Origin of the sequence: Pseudomonas shirazica, assembly GCF_015168335.1 — a bacterium.
GTDB lineage: Bacteria > Pseudomonadota > Gammaproteobacteria > Pseudomonadales > Pseudomonadaceae > Aquipseudomonas > Aquipseudomonas asiatica.
In genome coordinates this window covers 3261210-3285039 of the sequence record NZ_CP063456.1, presented here as the reverse complement: position 1 = coordinate 3285039, position 23830 = coordinate 3261210, and the positions used below count along the sequence as shown (strand labels likewise).

Genomic DNA, 23830 nt, shown 5'->3' with positions numbered 1-23830 from the left:
CATACTCCATCGGAGGCGCGGCATTCTATCACGCCGGCGCCTTGACGCCAGCGGTGCGCGATCTGACAGCACCGGGCTGGCATTAGTTCGTTCTTAGACGATTGTCGACAATATTGATTTTGTCTTTGACTGCTTCGGTCTAATTCGCTAATTTCTGGCAAAGAGATTTTCAAGGTGTCGACAATATGCAGGACCTATCCACCCCCAGCCCGGTGCTGACAGACGAAACGGAAACCTTGTCCGAAAACGTCTTCCGGCGCATCCAGGCGGCCATCGTCAAGGGCGATATCGCCCCCGGCAGCAAGATTTCCGAGCCGGAGCTGGCGCGTACCTATGGCATCAGCCGCGGGCCGCTGCGCGAGGCCATCCACCGCCTCGAAGGCCAGCGCCTGCTGGTGCGCGTGCCGCATGTGGGGGCGCGGGTGGTGTCGCTCAATCATGCCGAACTGATCGAGCTGTACGAAATTCGCGAATCGCTGGAAGGCATGGCTTGCCGCCTGGCCGCCGAACGCATGAGCCAGGCCGACATCGACGAACTGCGCCGGGTGCTCGACACCCACGAGCGCGATGCCGCGTTCCAGGCCGGCCTGGGCTATTACCAGCAGGAAGGCGACTACGACTTTCATTACCGGATCATCCAGGGCAGCGGTAACCAGACCCTGGTCAAGATGCTCTGCGGCGAGCTGTACCAGCTGGTGCGCATGTACCGCATCCAGTTTTCCGCCACGCCCAACCGGCCGCGCCAGGCCTTTGCCGAACACCACCGCATTCTCGATGCCATCGCCGACCGTGACGGCGAGCTGGCCGAACTTCTGATGCGCCGCCACATCGGCGCGTCCAAGCGCAATATCGAGCGTCACTATCTGGACGCCCACAACAACAGCCCACGAGGTGAGAAATGACTGTGAAGAGCACCCCCGGTCAGCGTTTCCGCGACGCCGTTGCCGCTGAACATCCGCTGCAGGTGGTTGGCGCCATCAATGCCAATCATGCCCTGCTGGCCAAGCGCGCCGGCTTCAAGGCCATCTACCTGTCCGGTGGCGGCGTCGCCGCCGGTTCGCTGGGCCTGCCGGACCTGGGCATCAGCGGCCTGGACGATGTACTCACCGATGTGCGCCGCATCACCGACGTGTGCGACCTGCCGCTGCTGGTGGATGTCGACACCGGTTTCGGTGCCTCTGCCTTCAACGTCGCCCGTACCGTGCGCTCGATGAGCAAGTTCGGCGCTGCCGCCATCCATATCGAGGACCAGGTTGGCGCCAAGCGCTGCGGCCACCGCCCGAACAAGGAAATCGTCAGCCAGCAGGAAATGGTCGACCGCATCAAGGCCGCAGTCGATGCCCGTACCGATGACAGCTTCGTGATCATGGCGCGTACCGACGCCCTGGCCGTGGAGGGCCTGAACGCCGCCCTGGACCGCGCCGCCGCCTGCGTCGAGGCCGGTGCCGACATGATCTTCCCTGAAGCCATCACCGAGCTGCAGATGTACAAGACCTTCGCCGACCGGGTGAAGGCACCGATCCTGGCCAACATCACCGAGTTCGGCGCCACGCCGCTGTACACCACCGAGGAGCTGGCCTCGGTCGACGTGTCGCTGGTGCTGTACCCGCTGTCGGCGTTCCGCGCCATGAACAAGGCAGCCGAGAACGTGTACACCGCGCTGCGCCGCGACGGCACGCAGAAGAACGTGATCGACACCATGCAGACCCGCATGGAGCTCTACGATGCCATTGGTTACCACGCCTTCGAGCAGAGCCTCGATGCGCTGTTTGCCCAGAAAAAAGGTTGAGCCTGTGAGGGCCTCATCGCCGGCAAGCCGGCTCCCACAGGTACCGCACAAGGTTCGAGCCCTGTGCAGGACATTGTGGGAGCTGGCTTGCCGGCGATAGGGCCGATACAGCCACCCCCGAATTAGCCAGAAAGAATCCATAACAAGTTCAAGAAAGGAGAAACACCATGGCCGAAGCAAAAGTACTCAGTGGCGCAGGCCTGCGCGGCCAGGTGGCCGGCCAGACCGCGCTGTCGACCGTGGGCCAGGCCGGTGCCGGGCTGACCTACCGCGGTTACGATGTGCGTGACCTGGCAGCCGGTGCCGAATTCGAGGAAGTCGCCTACCTGTTGCTGTACGGCGAGCTGCCGAACAAAGCCGAACTGGCCGACTACAAGCGCAAGCTCAAGGGCCTGCGCGACCTGCCGCAAGCCCTGAAGGAAGTGCTCGAGCGCATCCCGCGTGACGCCCACCCGATGGACGTGATGCGCACAGGTTGCTCGGTGCTGGGTACCCTGGAGCCCGAACTGACCTTCGAGGCCCAGCGCGACAAGACCGACCGCCTGCTGGCGCTGTTCCCGGCGGTGATGTGCTACTGGTATCGCTTCACCCACGATGGCGTGCGTATCGACTGCACCAGCGACGAAGACACCCTCGGTGGCCACTTCCTGCACCTGCTGCACGGCAAGAAGCCGAGCGAGCTGCACGTCAAGGTCATGAACGTGTCGCTGATCCTCTACGCCGAGCACGAGTTCAACGCCTCGACCTTCACCGCTCGCGTCTGTGCCTCGACCCTGTCCGACCTGTACTCCTGCGTCACCGCTGCCATCGGCTCCCTGCGCGGCCCGCTGCACGGCGGTGCCAACGAGGCGGCGATGGAATTGATCGAACGCTTCCAGAGCCCGCAGGAAGCCACTGCCGAGCTGCTGCGCATGCTCGAGCGCAAGGACAAGATCATGGGCTTTGGCCATGCCATCTACAAAGAGTCCGACCCGCGCAACGAGGTGATCAAGGGCTGGTCGAAACAGCTCGCCGACGAAGTCGGTGACAAGGTGCTGTACCCGGTCTCCGAAGCCATCGACAAGACCATGTGGGAGCAGAAGCGCCTGTTCCCCAACGCCGACTTCTACCACGCCTCGGCGTACCACTTCATGGGCATCCCGACCAAGCTGTTCACCCCGATCTTCGTCTGCTCGCGCCTGACCGGCTGGGCGGCGCACGTCTTCGAACAGCGCGCCAACAACCGCATCATCCGCCCGAGCGCCGAGTATGTCGGCGTCGAGCAGCGCCAGTTCGTGCCGATCGAACAGCGCTGACAGGCCGTACCTGTGGGGGTCTGTTCCGGCCTCATCGCCGGCAAGCCGGCTCCCACAGGGACTGCACCAGCCTCAGGAGCAGTGCAATACCTGTGGGAGCCGGCTTGCCGGCGATGAGGCCGGAACAGCTGACACAGGGCTGCAACTAGAAAGCTATCCACGACCGTACCGTGACCGAGCCTGATAACGATATGAACACTGCATTCCGCAAGCACCTGCCAGGCACCGACCTGGACTACTTCGATGCCCGCGCGGCGGTCGAGGCCATCAAGCCCGGCGCCTACGATGGCCTGCCTTACACCTCTCGCGTACTCGCCGAGAACCTGGTGCGCCGCTGCGACCCGGCTACCCTCGACGCCTCGCTGGGCCAGCTGATCGAGCGCAAGCGCGACCTCGACTTCCCGTGGTTCCCGGCCCGCGTGGTGTGCCACGACATTCTCGGCCAGACTGCACTGGTCGACCTCGCCGGCCTGCGTGACGCCATTGCCGACAAAGGCGGCGACCCGGCCCAGGTCAACCCTGTGGTGCCGGTGCAGCTGATCGTCGACCACTCGCTGGCCGTCGAGTGCGGTGGTTTCGACCCGCAGGCCTTCGAAAAGAACCGCGCCATCGAAGACCGCCGCAACGAAGACCGCTTCCATTTCATCAACTGGACCAAGAAGGCGTTCAAGAACGTCGACGTGATCCAGCCGGGCAACGGCATCATGCACCAGATCAACCTGGAGAAGATGTCGCCGGTGATCCACAACGACCGTGGCGTGGCCTACCCGGATACCTGCGTCGGCACCGACAGCCACACCCCGCATGTCGACGCCCTGGGCGTGATTGCCATCGGCGTGGGTGGCCTGGAGGCCGAGAACGTGATGCTCGGCCGTGCCTCGTGGATGCGCCTGCCGGAAATCGTCGGCGTCGAGCTGACCGGCAAGCTGGCGCCGAACATCACCGCCACCGACCTGGTGCTGGCCCTGACCGAATTCCTGCGCAAGCAGAAAGTCGTCGGCGCCTACCTGGAGTTCCACGGCGAGGGTGCACGTGCCCTGACCCTGGGCGACCGCGCCACCATTTCCAACATGGCCCCGGAATATGGCGCCACTGCGGCGATGTTCGCCATCGACCAGCAGACCATCGACTACCTGCGCCTGACCGGTCGCGAAGAGCAACAGGTCAAGCTGGTGGAAACCTATGCCAAGGCCACCGGCCTGTGGGCCGACAGCCTGGGCGGTGCAGTCTACGAGCGCACGCTGAGCTTCGACCTGTCGAGCGTGGTGCGCAACATGGCCGGCCCGTCCAACCCGCATGCCCGCGTCGCCACCAGCGACCTGGCGGCCAAAGGCATCGCCGGCAGCTGGGAAGAAGTGCCAGGGCAGATGCCAGATGGCGCGGTGATCATTGCTGCCATCACCAGCTGCACCAACACCAGCAACCCGCGCAACGTGATTGCCGCAGGCCTGCTGGCGCGCAATGCCAACAAACTGGGGCTGGCCCGCAAGCCGTGGGTCAAGTCGTCGTTGGCGCCTGGTTCCAAGGCCGTGCAGCTGTACCTGGAAGAAGCCGGGCTGGAGAAGGAGCTTGAGCAGCTCGGCTTTGGCATCGTCGCCTTCGCCTGTACCACCTGCAACGGCATGTCCGGTGCCCTGGACCCGGTGATCCAGCAAGAGATCATCGACCGTGACCTGTACGCCACTGCCGTGCTGTCGGGTAACCGCAACTTCGACGGGCGCATCCACCCGTATGCCAAGCAGGCCTTCCTCGCTTCGCCGCCACTGGTGGTGGCATACGCCATCGCCGGTACCATTCGCTTCGACATCGAAAAGGATGTACTGGGCGTGGTCGATGGCAAGGAAATCCGCCTCAAGGATATCTGGCCCAGCGACGAAGAAATCGACGCCGTGGTACGTGCCGCGGTCAAGCCGGAGCAGTTCCGCAAGGTGTACATCCCGATGTTCGCCATCGAGGAAGACCGTGGGCCGAAGGTGGCGCCGTTGTATGACTGGCGCCCGATGAGCACCTACATCCGCCGCCCACCGTACTGGGAGGGTGCCTTGGCCGGTGAACGGACCCTGCGCGGCATGCGCCCGCTGGCAGTGCTGCCGGACAACATCACCACCGACCACCTGTCGCCGTCCAACGCCATCATGCTCGACAGTGCTGCCGGCGAGTACCTGGCGAAGATGGGCCTGCCGGAGGAGGACTTCAACTCTTACGCTACCCACCGTGGCGACCACCTGACCGCCCAGCGCGCCACCTTTGCCAACCCCAAGCTGTTCAACGAAATGGTGCGCAAGGAAGACGGCAGCGTGAAGCAGGGCTCGCTGGCGCGTATCGAGCCGGAAGGCAAGGTCACCCGCATGTGGGAGGCGATCGAGACCTACATGGAGCGCAAGCAGCCGCTGATCATCGTCGCCGGTGCCGACTACGGCCAGGGTTCGTCCCGTGACTGGGCGGCCAAGGGTGTGCGCCTGGCCGGTGTCGAGGCGATCGTCGCTGAAGGCTTCGAGCGTATTCACCGTACCAATCTGGTGGGCATGGGCGTACTGCCGCTGGAGTTCAAGCCGGGCACCGACCGCAAGACCCTCGGCCTGGATGGCAGCGAAACCTATGACGTGCTGGGCGCGCGTACGCCGCGGGCGACGCTGACCCTTGTGGTCACCCGCGCCAACGGCGAGCGCCTGGAGGTGCCGGTGACCTGCCGCCTGGACACCGCCGAGGAAGTGTCGATCTACGAGGCCGGCGGGGTGCTGCAACGCTTCGCCCAGGACTTCCTGGAAGCGACCGCCTAATTGCAGGGGGCCGCTTTGCGGCCCATCGCCGGCAAGCCAGCTCCCACAGGGATTGCACAATCCTGCAGCCAGCTGGGTTCCTGTGGGAGCTGGCTTGCCGGCGATGGGCTGCATGGCAGCCCTGGGTTTTCATGTCTATCAGACAGGACAGCACATCCATGGCTCATGTACCGCAAGTAAAAATCCCCGCCACCTACATCCGTGGCGGCACCAGCAAAGGCGTGTTCTTCCGCCTGCAAGACCTGCCCGAGCAGGCGCAGATCCCCGGCCCGGCCCGCGACGCACTGCTGCTGCGGGTGATCGGCAGCCCCGACCCTTACGGCAAGCAGATCGACGGCATGGGCGGTGCCACTTCGAGCACCAGCAAGACCGTGATCCTGTCGCAGAGCATCAAGCCTGAGCACGACGTCGACTATCTGTTCGGCCAGGTCAGCATCGACAAGGCCTTCGTCGACTGGAGCGGTAACTGCGGCAACCTCTCCGCCGCGGTCGGTTCGTTCGCCATCAGCAGCGGCCTGGTCGACCCGGCGCGCATTCCGCGCAATGGCATCGCCACCGTGCGCATCTGGCAGGCCAACATCGGCAAGACCATCATCGCCCATGTGCCGATCACCGAAGGTGAAGTGCAGGAAACCGGCGACTTCGAGCTGGACGGGGTGACCTTCCCGGCCGCCGAGGTGCAGCTGGAATTCTTAGATCCGGCGGCCGATGAAGATGGCGACGGCGGGGCGATGTTCCCCACCGGCAACCTGGTCGATGACCTCGAGGTGCCGGGTGTCGGTACGTTCAAGGCGACCCTGATCAATGCCGGCATCCCGACCATCTTCGTCAATGCGGCGGATATCGGCTACACCGGCACCGAACTGCAGGACGCCATCAACGGCGATCCGCAGGCGCTGCTGCGCTTCGAGACGATTCGCGCCCATGGCGCCGTGCGCATGGGCCTGATCGACAACGTCGACCAGGCTGCCGGGCGTCAGCACACGCCGAAAGTGGCTTTCGTCGCGCCGCCGAGCACCTACACTGCGTCCAGTGGCAAAGCGGTGCAGGCAGGTGATATCGACCTGCTGGTACGGGCCTTGTCGATGGGCAAGCTGCACCATGCAATGATGGGGACGGCCGCGGTGGCCATCGGTACCGCGGCGGCCATTCCGGGCACGCTGGTCAACCTCGCCGCAGGCGGGGGCGAGCGCAGCGCCGTGCGTTTCGGCCACCCCTCGGGCACCCTGCGGGTGGGGGCCGAGGCGCGCCAGGTGAATGGTGAATGGACAGTGACCAAGGCAATCATGAGCCGCAGTGCTCGCGTGCTGATGGAGGGCTGGGTTCGCGTGCCTGGCGATAGCTTCTAACGCACCACTGGCGCTCGGCTTTAGTTCGTTGGGGCCGCTTTGCGCCCCTTCGCGGGCAAGCCCGCTCCTACACGGTGTGCGCGGTACCTGTAGGAGCGGCCTTGTGTCGCGAAGGGCTGCAAAGCAGCCCCGGCAATTCTGAAGGGAGCTGGATATGAGCGCCAACGTAGACCTCAACGCCCGCCCAGACTATGACCGGGTGCTGCAAACCCTCGCCGATTACGCCCTCACGTACCGGGTCGAATCCGCCGAAGCCCTGGATACCGCGCGCAACTGCCTGATGGATACCCTCGGCTGCGGCCTGCTGGCCCTGCGCTTCCCCGAATGCACCAAGTTGTTAGGCCCCCAGGTGGAAGGCACCGTGGTGCCCAACGGCGCCCGCGTGCCCGGCACCGCCTACCGCCTCGACCCGGTCAAGGCTGCCTGGGACATCGGCTGCACGGTGCGCTGGCTGGACTACAACGATACCTGGCTGGCCGCCGAATGGGCCCACCCCTCGGATAACCTTGGCGGCATCCTGGCCGTTGCCGATCACCTGTCGCAGAAGCACGTGGCCGCAGGTGAGGCACCGCTGCTGATGCGTGATGTGCTCGAAGCCATGGTCATGGCTCACGAGATTCAGGGCGTGATGGCGCTGGAAAACGCCTTCAACCGCGTTGGCCTCGACCACGTGATACTGGTCAAGGTGGCCTCAACCGCGGTGTGTGCGAGGCTGATGGGGGCCAACCGTGAGCAGATGCTGAGCGCTCTTTCCCATGCCTTCGTCGACGGCCAGGCGCTGCGTACCTACCGCCATGCACCCAACGCTGGCTCGCGCAAATCGTGGGCCGCTGGTGACGCTTCCAGCCGTGGCGTGCGCCTGGCCGATATCGCCCTGCGTGGCGAGATGGGCGTGCCTGGCGTGCTCACCGCGCCGCAGTGGGGCTTCTACGATGTGCTGTTCAGTCACACCAACAAGGACCTGGCGCTCAAGCCTGCCGGGCAGCAAGAGCTGCGCTTGCCGCAGGCCCTGGGTAGCTATGTGATGGAAAACGTGCTGTTCAAGGTCAGTTTCCCCGCCGAGTTCCACGCTCAGACTGCCTGCGAGGCGGCGGTAGCCCTCCACCCACTGGTGCGTAACCGCCTGCACGAAATCGACCGTATCGTCATCACCACCCAGGAGTCGGCGATCCGCATCATTTCCAAGAGCGGTCCGCTGGCCAATGCCGCTGACCGCGACCACTGCCTGCAGTACATGGTGGCAGTGCCGCTGATTTTCGGTCATCTGGTGGCCGAGCATTATGAAGATGCCTTCCATGCCAATCACCCAAGCATCGACCGCCTGCGCGAGAAGATGGAGGTGGTTGAAGACCCGCGCTTCAGCCGTGAGTACCTGGAGGCGGACAAGCGCTCGATCGCCAACGCACTGCAAGTGTTCTTCAAGGATGGCAGCAGTACCGAGCAGGTGGTGGTGGAATACCCGATCGGGCATCGCCGGCGGCGAGGGGAGGGCATACCGTTGCTGGAGGCCAAGTTCAGGGAAAACCTGGCGACGCGCTTTGCGCGGCAGCGGTGTGGGGAGATCGTGGATGTGTGCAAGGACCAGCAGAAGCTGGAGCAGATGGCGGTGCACAGGTTTGTCGACCTGTTCGTGATCTGAGTCGGCCTGCACAGCGCTCAAGGCCTGTGCAACCCCTGTAGGAGCAGCCTTGCGGTGCGAAGAGGCCATTAAAGCTCAGGAGAGTCTGTCGCCTTGCTGGCCTCTTCGCAGCGCAAGGCTGCTCCTACAGGGATCTCGGCTGGTGCGGGCAAAACAAGAAAGCCCCGACATTTCTGCCGGGGCTTTCTTTTACATCTTACAACTCAGCTTACGCCTGAACCACCGGGATCTTGGCGTTGGCTGCCGCTTCGCGGAACTCGGCGATCTGGTCGAAGCTCAGGTAGCGGTAAACGTCGGCAGCCATGCTGTCGATGTCCTTCGCGTACTGCATGTACTCTTCAACGGTCGGCAGCTTGCCGATGATCGAAGCGACAGCGGCCAGCTCGGCCGATGCCAGGTACACGTTGGTGGCGTCGCCCAGACGGTTCGGGAAGTTACGGGTCGAGGTGGAGACCACGGTCGAACCGGTCTGCACACGTGCCTGGTTACCCATGCACAGCGAGCAGCCTGGCATTTCCATGCGTGCGCCGGCCTTGCCGTAGATGCCGTAGTAGCCTTCTTCGGTCAGCTGGTGAGCGTCCATCTTGGTTGGCGGAGCCAGCCACAGACGGGTCGGGATACCGCCCTTGACCTTGTCCAGCAGCTTGCCGGCAGCGCGGAAGTGGCCGATGTTGGTCATGCACGAGCCGATGAACACTTCGTCGATCTTCTCGCCCTGTACCGAAGACAGCAGGCGGGCATCGTCCGGGTCGTTCGGTGCACAGAGCACAGGCTCTTTCACTTCGGCCAGGTCGATTTCGATGATCTCGGCGTATTCGGCATCGGCGTCGGCCGACAGCAGCTCAGGCTTGGCCAGCCAGGCTTCCATGGCCTGGGCGCGGCGCTCCAGGGTGCGGGCATCGCCGTAGCCTTCGCCGATCATCCAGCGCAGCAGGGTGATGTTGGACTGCAGGTACTCGGCGATGGCCTTCTCTGGCAGCTTGATGGTGCAACCGGCAGCGGAACGCTCGGCAGAGGCGTCGGACAGCTCGAAGGCTTGCTCGACGGTCAGCTCGTTCAGGCCTTCGATCTCGAGGATGCGGCCGGAGAAGATGTTCTTCTTGCCCTTCTTCTCGACGGTCAGCAGGCCCTTCTGGATGGCGTAGTAAGGGATGGCGTGGACCAGGTCACGCAGGGTGATGCCTGGCTGCAGTTTGCCCTTGAAACGCACCAGCACGGATTCTGGCATGTCCAGCGGCATGACGCCGGTGGCGGCGGCGAAGGCCACCAGGCCGGAACCGGCCGGGAACGAGATGCCGATCGGGAAGCGGGTGTGCGAGTCGCCACCGGTACCTACGGTGTCAGGCATCAGCATGCGGTTCAGCCAGCTGTGGATGATGCCGTCGCCCGGGCGCAGCGACACGCCGCCACGGGTGCGGATGAAGTCTGGCAGGGTGTGGTGGGTGGTGACGTCGATCGGCTTCGGATAGGCCGCGGTGTGGCAGAACGACTGCATCACCAGGTCAGCGGAGAAGCCCAGGCACGCCAGGTCCTTCAGCTCGTCGCGGGTCATCGGGCCAGTGGTGTCCTGGGAGCCGACGGTGGTCATCTTCGGCTCGCAGTAGGCACCTGGGCGCACGCCCTGGCCTTCTGGCAGGCCGCAGGCACGGCCGACCATTTTCTGTGCCAGGGTGAAGCCCTTGCCCGAATCGGCAGGCTGCTCCGGCTTCTTGAACAGGTCTGATGCGCCCAGGCCCAGTTCGGCACGGGCCTTCTCGGTCAGGCCACGGCCGACGATCAGCGGGATACGGCCGCCAGCGCGGACTTCATCCAGCAGCACTTCGGTTTTCAGCTCGAAGGTGGTGACCAGTTCGTCGCTGCCGTTACGGCGCACTTCGCCCTTGAACGGGTAAACGTCGATGACGTCGCCCATGGCCAGGTTGGTGCAGTCGAATTCGATCGGCAGGGCGCCGGCGTCTTCCATGGTGTTGTAGAAGATCGGGGCGATCTTGGTACCGAAGCAGAAACCACCGGCGCGCTTGTTCGGTACGTACGGGATGTCGTCGCCGAAGAACCACAGCACCGAGTTGGTGGCGGATTTGCGCGAAGAGCCAGTACCGACCACGTCACCGACGTAGGCAACCGGGTAACCCTTGGCCTTGACCGCTTCGATCTGGGCCAGCGGGCCGACCGAACCAGGCTGCTGCGGCTCGATGCCGTCGCGGGCCATCTTCAGCATGGCCAGTGCGTGCAGCGGGATGTCAGGGCGCGACCAGGCGTCCGGGGCAGGGGACAGGTCGTCGGTGTTGGTTTCGCCAGGCACCTTGAACACGGTCAGGGTGTACTTGTCGGCGATGGCCGGACGCGAGGTGAACCACTCGCCGGCAGCCCAGGATTGCAGCACGGCCTTGGCGTGAACGTTGCCGGCCTTGGCTTTTTCGGCCACGTCATGGAAGGCATCGAACATCAGCAGGGTGTGCTTGAGCTGTTCGGCCGCGACGGCGCCCAGTTCGGCGTCATCCAGCAGTGCGACCAGCGTTTCGATGTTGTAGCCGCCCTGCATGGTGCCCAGCAGTTCGGTGGCGTGCTTGCGGTCGATCAGAGGCGACTTGGCTTCGCCTTTGGCGACGGCGGAGAGGAAAGCGGCCTTGACATAGGCAGCTTCGTCGACCCCTGGCGGTACGCGGTGGGTGATCAGGTCTACGAGGAAGGCTTCTTCGCCGGCCGGCGGGTTTTTCAGCAGCTCGACCAGGCCTGCAGTTTGTTCGGCGTTCAGCGGCTGGGGCACGATACCCAGGGCGGCACGCTCTTCGATGTGTTTGCGGTAGGCTTCAAGCACAGTTATTTCCCTCATCAGTGGTCCCTAAAGGGGGTCCGGGACGCTCATCCAGCATTCAATGCACCCATGCGCTGCCACGGCTTTGTGGGCCGCCCAGCCAGAGTCGCAAAGAATCCTTACAGAAGCTGCTTTCAAAGTTTTACGCCTGCAGAACGGGGAGCTGATGAGGGCTGGCACGGGCATGCGAGGGATGCATGGCCCGGGCCAACGCCGTTCTACCGGATGAACTGTGCTCGTGACGCTTTGAAAACAGCTTCCAACGGACATTGTTGCCTTTGAAAAGGCGGGATGATTCTACGGCAAAAAAAGCCCGAAGGTAAGGCGGCGAAGATGACTTTAACGAGTGACCCTGGTTAGACAAAGGGCTAACATGGGTTCGTGTTCCATCGCCAAGCTGTTGTTTTTCATGTCCAACAAGTCCATCAAGACCCCTTGTGTCGGCCTGTGCTCCACGGTTTACGGAGACACGGTTTGCCGTGGCTGCAAGCGGTTTCACCACGAAGTGATCAGCTGGAACGGCTACGACGATGCGCAGAAGCGCGCCGTGTGGCTGCGCCTGGAGCAGCTGCTGGTGCAGGTGATGATGGCCAAGCTGGAGGTGTTCGACAAAGGTTTGCTGCGCCAGCAACTGGAGCAGCGTTCCATCCGCTTTGTCGAGCAGCAGTCGGAATATTGCTGGGCGTACCAGCTGATTGCCCGCGGGGCGCGGATGATCCGTGACCTGGAAGCCTATGGCATGGTGCTGTTGCCGGAGTTTCGCGACTGGGAACTGCCGCAGTTGCGCGACGCCATCGACCGCGAGTTCTTCCTGCTGTCCGAGGCGCATTACCAGCGCTACATCGCCCCCGGTTTCCTGCGCGATGCCTTGGAGGCGGGGCAGGGCTGAAGCTTTGTTGGGGAAGCTGCCGGCCTCTTCGCGGGCATTGCCCGCGAATGGGCTGGTGCGTTTACCAAATCAGTCGCCGGTATATTCGCAACCGCTGGTGCAGGTTTCGTGGATGCGCACCTTCGACAGTTCCGGCAGCAGCGGCTTGACCTGGTCCCAGATCCACTTGGCGATCACTTCGCTGGTAGGGTTTTCCAGGCCCGGGATGTCGTTCAGGTAGTTGTGGTCCAGTTGCTCGTAGATCGGCTTGAAGACCGCCTTGATCTCGGCGAAGTCGCGGATCCAGCCGGTGTGCGGGTCGAGCGGGCCGGTCAGGTGCAGGCCGACCTTGAACGAGTGGCCGTGCAGGCGACCGCATTTGTGCCCGGCAGGGACGTGCGGCAGGCGGTGGGCCGATTCGAATGTGAATTCCTTGAAGATTTCCACGCTGTCATAACTCTATGTGAATCAAGAATGCGCGCAGTCTACCAGCATGGCCGCTACAAGGCTTGCAGGCGTTCATGCAACCGCCCGGTGGCAATCAGCTCCAGCAACTCGTCGCCCAGCCGCTGGCTCTCGGCAATGGCCTTGTACCAGTAGCGCTTGCGGCCAGGCGCATCGCCCATGAAACGCTTGAAGTCATTGCGGTCGGGCAGCTTGCCGTAGGGCAGGGCCGCCAGGTACTGCGGCGAGGGCGTCATCAGCAGCACGTTCTGCAGGCGCGTGGCATCGCCCTTGCGCCAGGGCAGGGCCTTGTCGAACCAGCCGGGTACGACCTTGTCGGTGAAGTGCGGGTACAGCACCAGGTCGTCGCCGCGGTAGGGTAGGTCGAGGTGGTAGTCGAGCAGGCCGCCGTCGCGGTAGGTGCCTGCACCTGCGCCAGGGATGTCTTTCACGCCTTCCATGACCATGGGGATGGAGCCCGAGGCAAGCAGGGCATGGCGCAGGTTGGCCAGGTCCAGCGGCAGGCAGCGCGAGGGGAAGTCGGTCAGTGCGTCGAGCGGCGGCGTGGCGCGGCCGTCGTGCAGGATGATGCGCTCGAAGTGCCGTGCCAGGCGCGAGCGGCCGAGCAGGTTGCTGGCGATCACCGAACCCAGGCCGAGGCCCAGGCGGCCGCGATGGTCGTGGGCGAGCTGGCCATGGCTCTTCACCACCAGGATGTTCAGGCGATAGTGCGGGTTGGCCAGCAGCTGGCCGTCGCGGCCTTGCAGCAGGTCATCGAGCATGTGTTGGCAGCTGCGGCTGATTTCGGCCGGGGTGACGCCCTTGGCGAAATCCTGCTCGGTGTACAGTTCGCCCAGGCGACGGATGCCTGCTACCGGGTCGTCGAGGCAGGCACTGGCAAAGCGCCAGGCGCCGATCGAGGCGCCGATCAGCGCACGTTGGCGTGGCGCCGACGGCAGCCACTCACCGAACAGCGCCAGGTCCAGGCCCTGGATGCCCAGCGGCTTCGGCCCGCCAGCCGCACCCGGCAGCACACCGACGTCGGCCGCCTGCAGGCCGCGCTCGCGGACCTGCCGCAGGGCACGTTGGCCGGCCTTGAAGGTGAGGGCGGGGTATTTGATGTGAATGGCGCTCATGGCGGGTCTCTTGGGCGGCAGGCGAGTCATTGTAAAGGGTTCAAGGCATGCACAGGTATTTGTGCCATTGCCGAGGCCTGTGATGAACGGGTGGGAGCTGCGCTATCATGGCGCCAGTTGTTTTCAGGTTGAATTAAGGACCGGTGGTTAATCTTAACCCCGTAGACAACTTGTACAGTTCTCAGGAGAGAAGAACGATGAAACGCATGACTGCCCTGTTCACCGTAGCCGCCGCCCTTGCCCTGGGCGCCCATTCCGCCATCGCCAAGGATGTGCAGCCCGACGAAGTGGTCAAGCTGGTAGATGCCAAGACCGTCAAGTCGCTGGACGAACTCAAGGCCGCCGCCGTGGCCAAGCACCCAGGTGCCACCGTCACCGACTCGGAACTTGAAGATGAGTACGGTCGCTACATCTACAAGGTCGAGCTGCGCGACACGCAGAACGTCGAATGGGACGTGGCGCTGGACGCCAAGACCGGTGAAGTGCTGAAGGACGAGCGGGACAACTGATGATCCACCTACTGCGGCCGGCGCGCTACTTCGCGCTGGCGCTGCTGGCCGTGTGTTCCCTGGCCGTTGCCCGAGACCTCGATCAGGACGAAGCCCTGGAACTACGCCAGAAGGGCATCATCCTGCCGCTCGAGCATCTGCTGGAAACCGCCCTGGGGCGTCACCCCGGGGCGCGCCTGCTGGAGGCCGAGCTGGAAGAAGACGACAATCGCTACGAATACGAAGTCGAGTTGCTGACAGCTGAAGGCGTGGTGCGCGAGATCAAACTCGATGCCAGCAGCGGTGCCCTGCTAAAAGACGAGGAAGACGACTGAATGCGCCTGTTGCTTGTCGAGGACAATGTACCGTTGGCCGATGAACTTACCGCAGGCCTGCAGCGCCAGGGCTACGCCGTGGACTGGCTGGCCGATGGCCGCGACGCGGTGTACCAGGGCCAGAGCGAACCCTACGACCTGATCATCCTGGACCTTGGCCTGCCGGGCCTGCCGGGCCTGGAGGTGCTGGCCCAGTGGCGTGCCGCCGGCCTGGCCACGCCGGTGTTGATCCTTACTGCCCGTGGCTCGTGGGCCGAGCGTATCGAAGGGCTGAAGGCCGGGGCGGATGACTACCTGAGCAAACCCTTTCACCCCGAAGAGCTGCAGCTGCGCATCCAGGCGTTGTTGCGCCGTGCCCGTGGCCTGGCCAACCAGCCGACGCTGGAAGCGGCCGGCCTGCACCTGGACGAAAGCCGGCAGTGCGTGAACCGTGACGGCGTGGATATCCAGCTGACCGCCGCCGAGTTCCGCCTGCTGCGCTACTTCATGCTGCATCCGCAGCAGATCCTGTCCAAGAGCCACCTGGCCGAGCACCTCTACGACGGTGAAACCGAGCGCGACTCCAACGTGCTGGAAGTGCACGTCAACCACTTGCGACGCAAGCTGGGCCGCAGCGTCATCGAGACCCGCCGCGGGCAGGGCTACATCTACGCCGGGAGCGCCGCGTGAAGTCGATCCAGGCGCGCCTGAGCCTGGGCCTGGTGGCGGTGCTGGTGGTGGTCGGCCTGGTGCTTGCGCAGCTGACCCTGTGGTTGTTCGAGGTCGGCCTGCAGCGCTACCTGGAGAATGGCCTGCGCAAGGAAAGCGAAAACCTGCTGGTGGCCCTGGTGCGCGGGCCTTCGGGCCTGCAGCTGGATGAGCGGCGTATCTCGGCCGCCTACCAGCGGCCGTTTTCCGGCTATTACTTCCGCATCGATTTCGATAAAGGCACCTGGCGTTCCCGGTCGCTGTGGGATCTGGACATGCCCAAACCCGCCGCGCCGGGCCTTTCCGACAGCCACGAACTCGGCCCGGAAGGCCAGCAACTGCTTGCCCTGCGTGCCGACTACCGGCGCCTGGGCCAGGACATCTCGATCAGTGTGGCACAGGATTATTCACCGGTACGCGAAGGTTTCCGGCGCCTGCAGCAGATCGGCCTGGGCATGGGCCTGGTGGCGCTGATCCTGGTGCTGGTGTTGCAGCGCATCACCGTGACTCGCTCGCTGCGGCCGCTGGAGCGGGCACGCCAGCAGATCGCCCAGTTGCAGCAGGGCCAGCGCTCGCAGCTGGATGCCGAAGTGCCCAGCGAACTGGCGCCGCTGGTGGGGCAGATCAACCACCTGCTGAGCCATACCGAAGACAGCCTGCGCCGCTCGCGCAATGCCCTGGGCAACCTGGGCCATGCATTGAAGACGCCGCTGGCGGTGTTGCTGAGCCTGGCCTCCAGCGAGCGCCTGAAAGACCTACCGGATGTTCGCGTGCAGATGCGCGAGCAACTGGAGCAGATTCAGCAGCGCCTGGCGCGTGAGCTGAACCGTGCGCGCCTGGCGGGGGATGCGCTGCCTGGTGCGCAGTTCGACTGCGACGTCGAGCTGCCGGGGCTGCTGGGGACACTGGGCATGATCCATGGCGAGGGCCTGCTGCTGGCCAGGGATGTGCCGCCCGGGCTGCTGCTGCCTTGGGACCGCGAGGACATCCTGGAGCTGCTCGGCAACCTGCTGGACAACGCCTGCAAGTGGGCCGACAGCGAGGTGCGGCTGGGTATCGCGCCGAGTACCGATGGCTACCAGGTGTGGGTCGATGATGATGGCCCCGGTATCCCCGAGGGCCAGCGGCAGCAGGTGCTGGAGCGCGGCTCGCGGCTGGACGAGCAGGTAGACGGGCACGGGCTGGGGTTGGGCATCGTGCGCGATATCGTCGAGGCCTGGGGCGGGCGCCTGGCGCTGCTGGATAGCCCGTTGGGCGGCTTGCGGGTAAGCATCGACTTGCCGCGCAAGGCTCGGTAATGCCGGGGCCGCTTTGCGGCCCATCGCCGGCAAGCCAGCTCCCACAGGTACAGCGTTGCTCTCGAGGTTGTCGCTGTACCTGTGGGAGCGCGCCAACTTTTAGAATTTGAGCAAGACAGTTGCTCCCACGCCGCTCGCATCGACCTCAAGCCATGTGCAGGGCCCTGTGGGAGCTGGCTTGCCGGCGATGGGCTGCAAAGCAGCCCCATTGTGGGAGCCGACAAGCATGACCCCGTGGGCCATATCACCACTGCAAAAAAATTGCAGTACAGCCGCATTTTTTTGAATTAGCCCAATCTCACCCCACCCGGCAAAATTCCCCCACGAAACCCTGTGGTTTCCATCTCTCCACGGACGGAGCCCCTTGTGCTATTGCGACCGCAATACGAGGCCCAGGCCACCTCGGCTGGGCTTTCTTTTTAACCAGAAAAAACTACAGATTCCGATTACCTACATGCCTGCCTCGCGTTTCGAAAGTCGTTTGCAGCGGCTGTTGCCAGCGCCCCTGAATATTCCCCCCAAAGAATGGTTGCGTGCCGGTATCGGCGCGTTGTTCGGCCTTTTCCTCGCCGGCTGGCTGACCAGCATGGCCTACGGCCCCAGCATTGCCTTGCACCTGCTCGGCCCGCTGGCAGCTTCGGCCGTGCTGGTGTTCGCCGTGCACTCCGGCCCGTTGGCCCAGCCCTGGCCTGTGCTGGGCAGCTACGCCCTGGCCGGTGCGGTCGGCCTGGCCATGCGCCAGGGCTTCGGCCCGCAGCTGTGGGTTGCCGCTGCAGCCCTGGGTATCTCGATTCTGGTGATGTGCCTGCTGCGCTGCCTGCACCCGCCAGGCGGCGGGGTGGCGGTGAGCGCGGTGCTGGCCGACCCCGGGCTTACCGCCATGGGCGACCACCTGCTGGAGCCGGTGCTGCTCAACGCGTTGATCCTGGTAGCGGTGGCGATCCTCTACAACCACCTCACCGGCGTGCGCTACCCGAAAGGCGCGGTGCCGCGCAAGGACCTGCACCACACCCATGACCCGCTGCCCAGCGAGCGGGTCGGCATCCGTGGGGAAGACCTGGACCAGGCTCTGGAAGAACTGGGCGAGTTCGTCGATGTCACCCGTGACGAACTGGAACGCATCATCCTGGCCACCGAGCAACACGCCCTGCAGCGCAGCCTCGGCGGCATCACCGCGGCCTCGGTGATGTCCCGCGACGTGCAGTTCGCCACGCCCGACACTACCCTGGAGCAGGCCTGGAAACTGCTGGCCAGCCACCACCTGAAAACCCTGCCGGTGCTGCAGCAGGGCAAGCTGGTGGGAGTAGTCAGCCTCAGCGATCTGGTCGGCCCGGCCATGCAGCGTGGCCGCTTCAGTTGGCGTGGGTTGTTCGGCCGCAAGACGGTGCGCATGGAGCAGGTGATGAGCCGCCGGGTAATCAGCGTCAGCAGCCAGCACCCGCTGGAGCGCTTGCTGCCACTGCTGTGCGAACAGGGCCTGCATTGCCTGCCGGTGCTCGATGCCGACCAGTTGGTGGGGGTGATCACCCAGACCGATCTGATCGCCGGCCTCAAGCGCCAGTTGCTCAGCGAGGCCGAGGCTTCAGATAAGCGGGTCCCAGCGTTGTGACCAGTCGCTGGCGCCGGCGGCCACCAGACGGCGCAGGATGGCGAAGGCCTGTTGCAGGGCTTCGCTGTCGCGTTTACGCGGGTACACCAGGAAGGTCGGGTAGGTGAATTCCGGCGCCTGCGGTACTCGTTCGAACACCCCGCTGTCCAGATAGGCCTGCACTACCCGCGTGCGGAAGTAGCCACTGCCGCCCTGGTCGAGTATGAACTGCAAGGCCAGCGGGCCCAGGTTGAAGCTCAGCGCCGGGCGCGCGCAGTCGGGCAGGGCGGCATCGTGCTGGCGACGGAAGGCTTCTCCCCAGTCGATATAGATGTACGGGTCCGGCTGGTCGACGCGGCGCACACGGATCAGCTTCTCCTCCATCAACTGCTCCACCTGCAGGCCCGGGCCGTAGATCGGCTGGTAGACCAGCGCGGCATCCAGCAGGCCCATCTCGACCTTGCGCAGCAGCGATTCGCCGTCGCTCACCTCGCTGCGGATGGCATGGCTGGGCAGTTCGCGGTGCAGGGCACCGACCCAGTCGAGCAGCATCGGGTTGCCCAGGCTCACCTCACCGCCCACGTGCAGCACTTGCTGGCAGCCTTCGGGCAGCGGCAGGTCGCGGCGCGCCGCTTCCCAGGTTTGCACCATCTGGTTGGCGTAACTGACGAATGCCTCGCCGTCGCTGGTCAGGCTGGCGCCGTTGCGGCTGCGCACGAACAGCTGGCAGCCCAGTTGCTGCTCCAGGCGCTGCACCCGCGCGGTGATCGCCGTTTGTGACACGAACAGGCGTTCGGCGGCGGCGACCAGGCTGCCGCAACGCACGATTTCCAGAAAGGTACGGGCCTGATCGATATCCATGAGCTGCTCGGTGGCTGAAGGGGTGGCCTATTCTAGAGGCTTTGCACCGTTATGGGGCGTTTTTGCGTTGTCTGCAAATTTGCAGGTCGGTTGTGACTTTAGTCCCATGGCGGCGCGGGTGTAGCGGTCCATACTCAAGTTTCGCCCTTCAATAACAACAAGTACCGGGTTTCTTTCGATATGAGCTACCAGCACAGCTACGCCCATTCCATTTCCGACCCTGCCGCTTTCTGGGCGGAGCAGGCCGCGCACCTGGCCTGGCACCGCAAGCCAGCCCTCACGCTGCAAGAAAATGCCGACGGTACCCACCGCTGGTTTGCCGATGGCCGCCTGAACAGCTGCTACCTGGCCCTCGATCACCAGATCGAGCAGGGCCGTGGCGAGCAACTGGCGCTGATCTACGACTCGCCGGTGACCGGTGTGCAACAGGCCTACACCTACCACCAGCTGCGTGACGAGGTGGCGCGCCTGGCCGGGTTGTTGCGCCAGCTGGGGGTGAACAAGGGCGATGGCGTGATCATCTACATGCCCATGGTGCCGCAGGCGGCCATGGCCATGCTGGCCTGCGCGCGGATTGGCGCAGTGCACTCGGTGGTGTTCGGTGGCTTTGCCGCCAACGAGCTGGCCTTGCGCATCGACGACGCCCGGCCGACGCTGCTGCTGACGGCGTCCTGCGGGCTGGAGTTCGACCGGGTAATCGAATACAAGCCGCTGGTCGATCGTGCCCTGCAACTGGCCCGCCACCAGCCGCGCAACGTGCTGGTGCTGCAGCGCCCGCAGGCGCGTGCCCAGCTGCAGCCAGGCCGCGACCTGGACTGGCAGGCGGCATTGGCCAAAGCCGAGCCGGTGCCACCGGTGGAACTGGATGCGGGTGATCCGCTGTACATCATGTACACCTCTGGCACCACCGGCAAACCCAAGGGCATCGTGCGGGAAAACGGCGGCAATGCCGTCGCGCTGTGCTACGCCATGCGCCATATCTACGGCATGCAGGCCGGCGATGTGTGGTGGGGCATATCCGACGTGGGCTGGGTGGTTGGCCATTCGCTGATCGTCTATGGGCCGCTGATGAGCGGCTGCACCACGGTGTTCTACGAAGGCAAGCCGATCCGCACCCCGGATGCCTCGGCCTACTGGCGGGTGGTGGAGCAATACAAGGTCAACGCATTGTTCTGCGCCCCTACGGCCATGCGCGCCATCCGCAAGGAAGACCCTGAGGGCGAGCTGATCCGCAAGCACGACCTGAGCTCGCTGCGCCAGCTGTTCCTGGCTGGCGAGAAACTGGATTCCAGCACCCACGAATGGCTGGAACGGGTCAGTGGCAAGCCGGTGCACGACCATTGGTGGCAGACCGAGACCGGCTGGCCGGTCACCGCGCCCTGCGTAGGGCTGGAAGGCAGTGCGGCGAAGCCCGGGTCGAGCAACCGGGCGGTGCCGGGCTATCACGTGCGCGTGCTGGATGACGAGGGCAACCTGCTGGGGCCGAACCACCAGGGTTCGATCGTCATCGCCCTGCCATTGCCGCCCGGGTGCAGCCAGACGCTTTGGGGCGACCACGAGCGTTACCTGCAGGCTTACCTGCGGACTTACCCGGGGTATTACCACACGGGTGACGGTGGCTACCTGGACGATGACGGCTTCGTCTACATCATGGGGCGCACCGATGACGTGATCAACGTGTCCGGGCACCGGCTGTCCACCGGCGAGATGGAAGACCTGGTGGCACGCCACCCGGCAGTGGCCGAGTGCGCGGTGATTGGCGTGCATGACGAGATCAAGGGGCAGGTGCCGTTGGCGCTGGTGGTGCTCAAGGACGGCGAGGGCATTGCCGAGGCGCAGTTGCTGGTGGACCTGGTGGGCAGCGTGCGTGAGGAGATTGGCGCGTTGGCGTGTTTCAACCGGGTGCGGTTGGTGAAGCGACTGCCCAAGACCCGCTCCGGGAAGATTCTGCGGGCGGTGCTGCGCAAGATTGCCGACGGGCAGGACTATGTGCCGCCTTCGACCCTGGATGACCCGGCGGTGCTGGGGGAGATCGAGGCGGTGCTGGCGGATTTGCCCAGGGCTGGCTGAGGGTTTGACCTTGCTGGCCTCTTCGCGGGTAAACCCTCTCCTACAGGGATGTCACAGGCCTTGAGAACTGTGCAATACCTGTGGGAGCGGGCGTGCCCGCGAAGAGGCCGGCCCGGGCAAAGCAGTTCTAGGGTCCTACCTGATGCAGCTGGCCCAACCGGCTGCGCGTACGCATCAGGTCGGCAAGCGGCCCGCCCAGGCTTTCTTCCAGTGGCCGCTTGCCGATCACCAGCACCTGCCGGTCCTGGTCATACAGCACATCCACCAGGTTGACGAAGCGCTGCTGCGCCGCCAGGGAACATTCCGACAAGTCATCCAGCCCATCGATGATCCACTCATCGTATTGCCCGGCCAGCACCAGGTAGTCGATCACTGCCGTGGCCTTTTCGCACAGGTCGTCAAAGCCCAGCACCACCCGCCGGCCGTCCACCGCCAGTGCGCGCAGCGGGCGCTTGTTCACTTCCAGCATCACCGGCTGCGGCTCGGGCACATTCAGCGCCTGGCGCTGCGCTGCATTGCCCGGCCAGACATAGTGGCCCCGGGTAAAGCGCTGATGTTCGCGGTTGGCCGGCAGGCTGCGGAAATCGGTATCGCCACCCACTTCCAGCACTTCCATCGCGCTGTTGATCAGGCGGATCACCGGCAGGAAGCGCTCGTGGTACAGCGGGTTTGGCAGCAGCCCTTCGGGTGCATAGTTGGACGTCACCAGCAGGAATACGCCACGGCTGAACAACGCATTGAACAGCCGTGTGAGCAGCATGGCATCGCCAATGTCGTGCACATGGAATTCGTCGAAGCACAGCACCTGGCAATCACCCACCAGCTCGTCGAGGGTCGCGCCCAGTGCATCATCCAGCGCCCGGTGGCGGTGCATGCCCTGGTGCAGGCGGGCAAAGAAGTCATGGAAGTGCAGGCGCAGCTTGGCCTGCACCGGCACGGCCTGGAAAAAGCCGTCGAGCAGCCAACTCTTGCCACGGCCCACCGAACCGTACAGGTACAGGCTGCGTGGCTGGCCTTGTTCGAGCTGCGCCAGCTGTTCGGCCATGCAGTGGATTACCCGGCGTTGGCCGTCGCTGAGTTGGTAACCGCGGCTGTGCGCCTTGTCCTCGAACCAGCCGAGCAGTTCGCTCTGGTTGGCGGCGGCGCCGCGCAGGCGTTGGCCAAGCTGGCGTAGCGGGGTAGGGATCCAGGCAGGCAAAAGCAAAGCTCCTTGGGCGATGGCAGGGCAGGGTGCAGCTTGCCCGAGGGCGGCCATTTTGACTAATACAGAAAGTGCGCGGCAATCATCGCCTGACGAGATAGGTTCGCCATGCAGGCGTACAGTAAAGGCTGGAACCGGTGCGAGGAGGGGCGAGCATGCACGCCGACTTTGATCTGCAGCGCTTCGTAGAGGCGCAGAACCCTGTGTATGACCAGGTGATGCAAGAGCTGCAGGCCGGGCGCAAGCGCAGCCACTGGATGTGGTACGTGTTTCCGCAGCTCGATGGCCTGGGCCACAGCGCCATGGCCGAACGCTATGCGCTGGCCGGTATCGACGAAGCCCGTGCCTACCTGGCTCATCCGCTGCTCGGCCCGCGCCTGCAAGCGTGCGTGACTGCGCTGCTGCAGCACCATGACAAGAGTGCCCGTGAAATGCTCGGCAGCCCTGACTACCTCAAGCTGCGCTCGTGCCTGACCCTGTTCGCCCAGGCCGCGCCCGGCAACCCGTTGTTCCAGCTGGCGCTGGTGCAGTTCTACGACGGTGAGCCGGACGCCCTGACGCTGGCCATGTTGCAGGGTTAGTTCAGGCCTTTTGCTCCAGTTGGCGCTCGATCATGTACTTCACTGCCAGCCGACGTTCTTTCAGGCGGCGCAAGTCTTCATCCTCGAAGTTGCCCGCCGAAATCGACTCGGCGGCCAGCACCTGATTGTCGATGTCCATGTATTCGTCCAGCAGACGGTCCAGTGCCTTGTCCTGCTGTCGGCGCTGCTGGACGATTTCGCGCGGGTAGTGCAAGTCCTGGTAAAGATCGTGGGAGACAGGCATGGGGTCCTCCTTGGTCAATGCAGATGGTTCATCTGATTGGAAGGGAGGAATGCGATTGTGTTGAAGCCAAGCGGGCGGAAAGCGACGGATGGTCGCCTCGCCAACCGCGAAAATGACTAACTCGCTGTTTTTTGGTAATTTTTTTTCATCAGGGGGTTCACAGACCGAAAGTTTGTTGTTAAAGTGCCGCGCATTCCAAGACAACAACCCAGTTGTCACTCAGTTGGAATTGTCAGAGCAGCAGATGCTGCATCCGATACAGGGGCGTCGCCAAGCGGTAAGGCAGCAGGTTTTGATCCTGCCATGCGTTGGTTCGAATCCAGCCGCCCCTGCCATTTTCTTGCTTCAAACGTATCTCGGTC

20 protein-coding genes and 1 tRNA gene are annotated in these 23830 nt (G+C 64.2%); 15 read left to right on the top strand and 6 right to left on the bottom strand.

Going from position 1 to position 23830, the window contains the following annotated elements; all coding sequences use genetic code 11:
* Positions 1 to 185 precede the first annotated feature (185 nt).
* The 6 genes from IMX18_RS15160 to prpD all read left to right on the top strand — a co-directional run bounded on the left by IMX18_RS15160 (position 186) and on the right by prpD (position 8852).
* Positions 186 to 902: a GntR family transcriptional regulator gene (locus IMX18_RS15160; RefSeq protein WP_013971909.1), complete on the top strand. Its 717-nt coding sequence runs from the start codon at positions 186 to 188 to the stop codon at positions 900 to 902.
* Complete coding sequence (gene prpB, locus IMX18_RS15155; protein ID WP_003259689.1) at positions 899 to 1789, top strand: methylisocitrate lyase; 891 nt, start codon at positions 899 to 901, stop codon at positions 1787 to 1789. Before IMX18_RS15160 ends, prpB begins: the two co-directional genes overlap by 4 nt.
* Positions 1790 to 1956: 167 nt before the next feature.
* Positions 1957 to 3084, top strand: a complete 1128-nt coding sequence (gene prpC / locus IMX18_RS15150) for a bifunctional 2-methylcitrate synthase/citrate synthase (RefSeq protein WP_015269714.1) — start codon at positions 1957 to 1959, stop codon at positions 3082 to 3084.
* Positions 3085 to 3275: 191 nt separating this feature from the next.
* Positions 3276 to 5864 (top strand): Fe/S-dependent 2-methylisocitrate dehydratase AcnD, encoded by a 2589-nt coding sequence (gene acnD / locus IMX18_RS15145; RefSeq protein WP_015269715.1) that lies wholly within the window; start codon positions 3276 to 3278, stop codon positions 5862 to 5864.
* 158 nt (positions 5865 to 6022) lie between these two features.
* Entirely contained in the window at positions 6023 to 7213 is a 1191-nt protein-coding gene (prpF, locus tag IMX18_RS15140) for a 2-methylaconitate cis-trans isomerase PrpF (protein WP_054572632.1), read from the top strand.
* Between the two features lie 154 nt (positions 7214 to 7367).
* Positions 7368 to 8852 (top strand): 2-methylcitrate dehydratase, encoded by a 1485-nt coding sequence (gene prpD / locus IMX18_RS15135; RefSeq protein ID WP_137138081.1) that lies wholly within the window; start codon positions 7368 to 7370, stop codon positions 8850 to 8852.
* Between the two features lie 208 nt (positions 8853 to 9060).
* On the opposite strand, the gene acnB is transcribed toward prpD, so the two are convergent.
* Positions 9061 to 11670 carry a bifunctional aconitate hydratase 2/2-methylisocitrate dehydratase gene (acnB, locus tag IMX18_RS15130; protein WP_015269718.1) on the bottom strand — a complete coding sequence of 870 codons (2610 nt, stop codon included), beginning with the start codon at positions 11668 to 11670 and terminating at the stop codon, positions 9061 to 9063.
* A 406-nt stretch (positions 11671 to 12076) separates the two neighbouring features.
* Here acnB and IMX18_RS15125 point away from each other — a divergent pair, with 406 nt between their 5' ends.
* On the top strand, positions 12077 to 12556 hold the full coding sequence (locus tag IMX18_RS15125; RefSeq protein WP_015269719.1) for a DUF1289 domain-containing protein: 480 nt from the start codon (positions 12077 to 12079) through the stop codon (positions 12554 to 12556).
* Between the two features lie 69 nt (positions 12557 to 12625).
* On the opposite strand, the gene queD is transcribed toward IMX18_RS15125, so the two are convergent.
* A complete protein-coding gene (gene queD, locus IMX18_RS15120) occupies positions 12626 to 12982 on the bottom strand; it encodes a 6-carboxytetrahydropterin synthase QueD (protein WP_015269720.1) in 357 nt (118 codons plus the stop codon).
* Between the two features lie 53 nt (positions 12983 to 13035).
* A complete protein-coding gene (locus tag IMX18_RS15115; RefSeq protein WP_100413138.1) occupies positions 13036 to 14115 on the bottom strand; it encodes a patatin-like phospholipase domain-containing protein in 1080 nt (359 codons plus the stop codon).
* A 197-nt stretch (positions 14116 to 14312) separates the two neighbouring features.
* On the opposite strand from IMX18_RS15115, the gene IMX18_RS15110 reads away from it, so the two are divergent.
* The 5 genes from IMX18_RS15110 (at position 14313) to IMX18_RS15090 (ending at position 18532) form a co-directional block, all read left to right on the top strand.
* Positions 14313 to 14624, top strand: coding sequence for a PepSY domain-containing protein (locus IMX18_RS15110; protein WP_015269722.1), 312 nt, complete (start codon positions 14313 to 14315; stop codon positions 14622 to 14624).
* Positions 14624 to 14938: a PepSY domain-containing protein gene (locus IMX18_RS15105; RefSeq protein WP_013971918.1), complete on the top strand. Its 315-nt coding sequence runs from the start codon at positions 14624 to 14626 to the stop codon at positions 14936 to 14938. Before IMX18_RS15110 ends, IMX18_RS15105 begins: the two co-directional genes overlap by 1 nt.
* Positions 14939 to 15607: a response regulator transcription factor gene (locus tag IMX18_RS15100; protein ID WP_013971919.1), complete on the top strand. Its 669-nt coding sequence runs from the start codon at positions 14939 to 14941 to the stop codon at positions 15605 to 15607.
* Positions 15604 to 16923 carry an ATP-binding protein gene (locus IMX18_RS15095; RefSeq protein WP_054573835.1) on the top strand — a complete coding sequence of 440 codons (1320 nt, stop codon included), beginning with the start codon at positions 15604 to 15606 and terminating at the stop codon, positions 16921 to 16923. The genes IMX18_RS15100 and IMX18_RS15095 overlap by 4 nt, the downstream gene beginning before the upstream one ends.
* Before the next feature lie 454 nt (positions 16924 to 17377).
* Positions 17378 to 18532, top strand: a complete 1155-nt coding sequence (locus tag IMX18_RS15090) for an HPP family protein (protein WP_015269724.1) — start codon at positions 17378 to 17380, stop codon at positions 18530 to 18532.
* Here IMX18_RS15090 and IMX18_RS15085 read toward each other — a convergent pair.
* Positions 18506 to 19372, bottom strand: coding sequence for a LysR family transcriptional regulator (locus IMX18_RS15085; protein WP_015269725.1), 867 nt, complete (start codon positions 19370 to 19372; stop codon positions 18506 to 18508). The genes IMX18_RS15090 and IMX18_RS15085 overlap by 27 nt on opposite strands.
* A gap of 180 nt (positions 19373 to 19552) precedes the next feature.
* Between IMX18_RS15085 and IMX18_RS15080 the strand changes: the two genes are divergently transcribed.
* Positions 19553 to 21442 carry a propionyl-CoA synthetase gene (locus IMX18_RS15080; RefSeq protein ID WP_015269726.1) on the top strand — a complete coding sequence of 630 codons (1890 nt, stop codon included), beginning with the start codon at positions 19553 to 19555 and terminating at the stop codon, positions 21440 to 21442.
* Positions 21443 to 21569: 127 nt separating this feature from the next.
* Here IMX18_RS15080 and zapE read toward each other — a convergent pair whose 3' ends face one another.
* A complete protein-coding gene (gene zapE, locus IMX18_RS15075) occupies positions 21570 to 22640 on the bottom strand; it encodes a cell division protein ZapE (protein ID WP_015269727.1) in 1071 nt (356 codons plus the stop codon).
* 158 nt (positions 22641 to 22798) lie between these two features.
* Between zapE and IMX18_RS15070 the strand changes: the two genes are divergently transcribed.
* Entirely contained in the window at positions 22799 to 23224 is a 426-nt protein-coding gene (locus IMX18_RS15070; RefSeq protein WP_003256418.1) for a DUF1810 domain-containing protein, read from the top strand.
* 1 nt (position 23225) lies between these two features.
* On the opposite strand, the gene IMX18_RS15065 is transcribed toward IMX18_RS15070, so the two are convergent.
* A complete protein-coding gene (locus IMX18_RS15065) occupies positions 23226 to 23468 on the bottom strand; it encodes a DUF465 domain-containing protein (protein WP_013971925.1) in 243 nt (80 codons plus the stop codon).
* 260 nt (positions 23469 to 23728) lie between these two features.
* Between IMX18_RS15065 and IMX18_RS15060 the strand changes: the two genes are divergently transcribed.
* A tRNA-Gln gene (locus IMX18_RS15060) sits at positions 23729 to 23803 on the top strand.
* Positions 23804 to 23830: the final 27 nt, after the last annotated feature.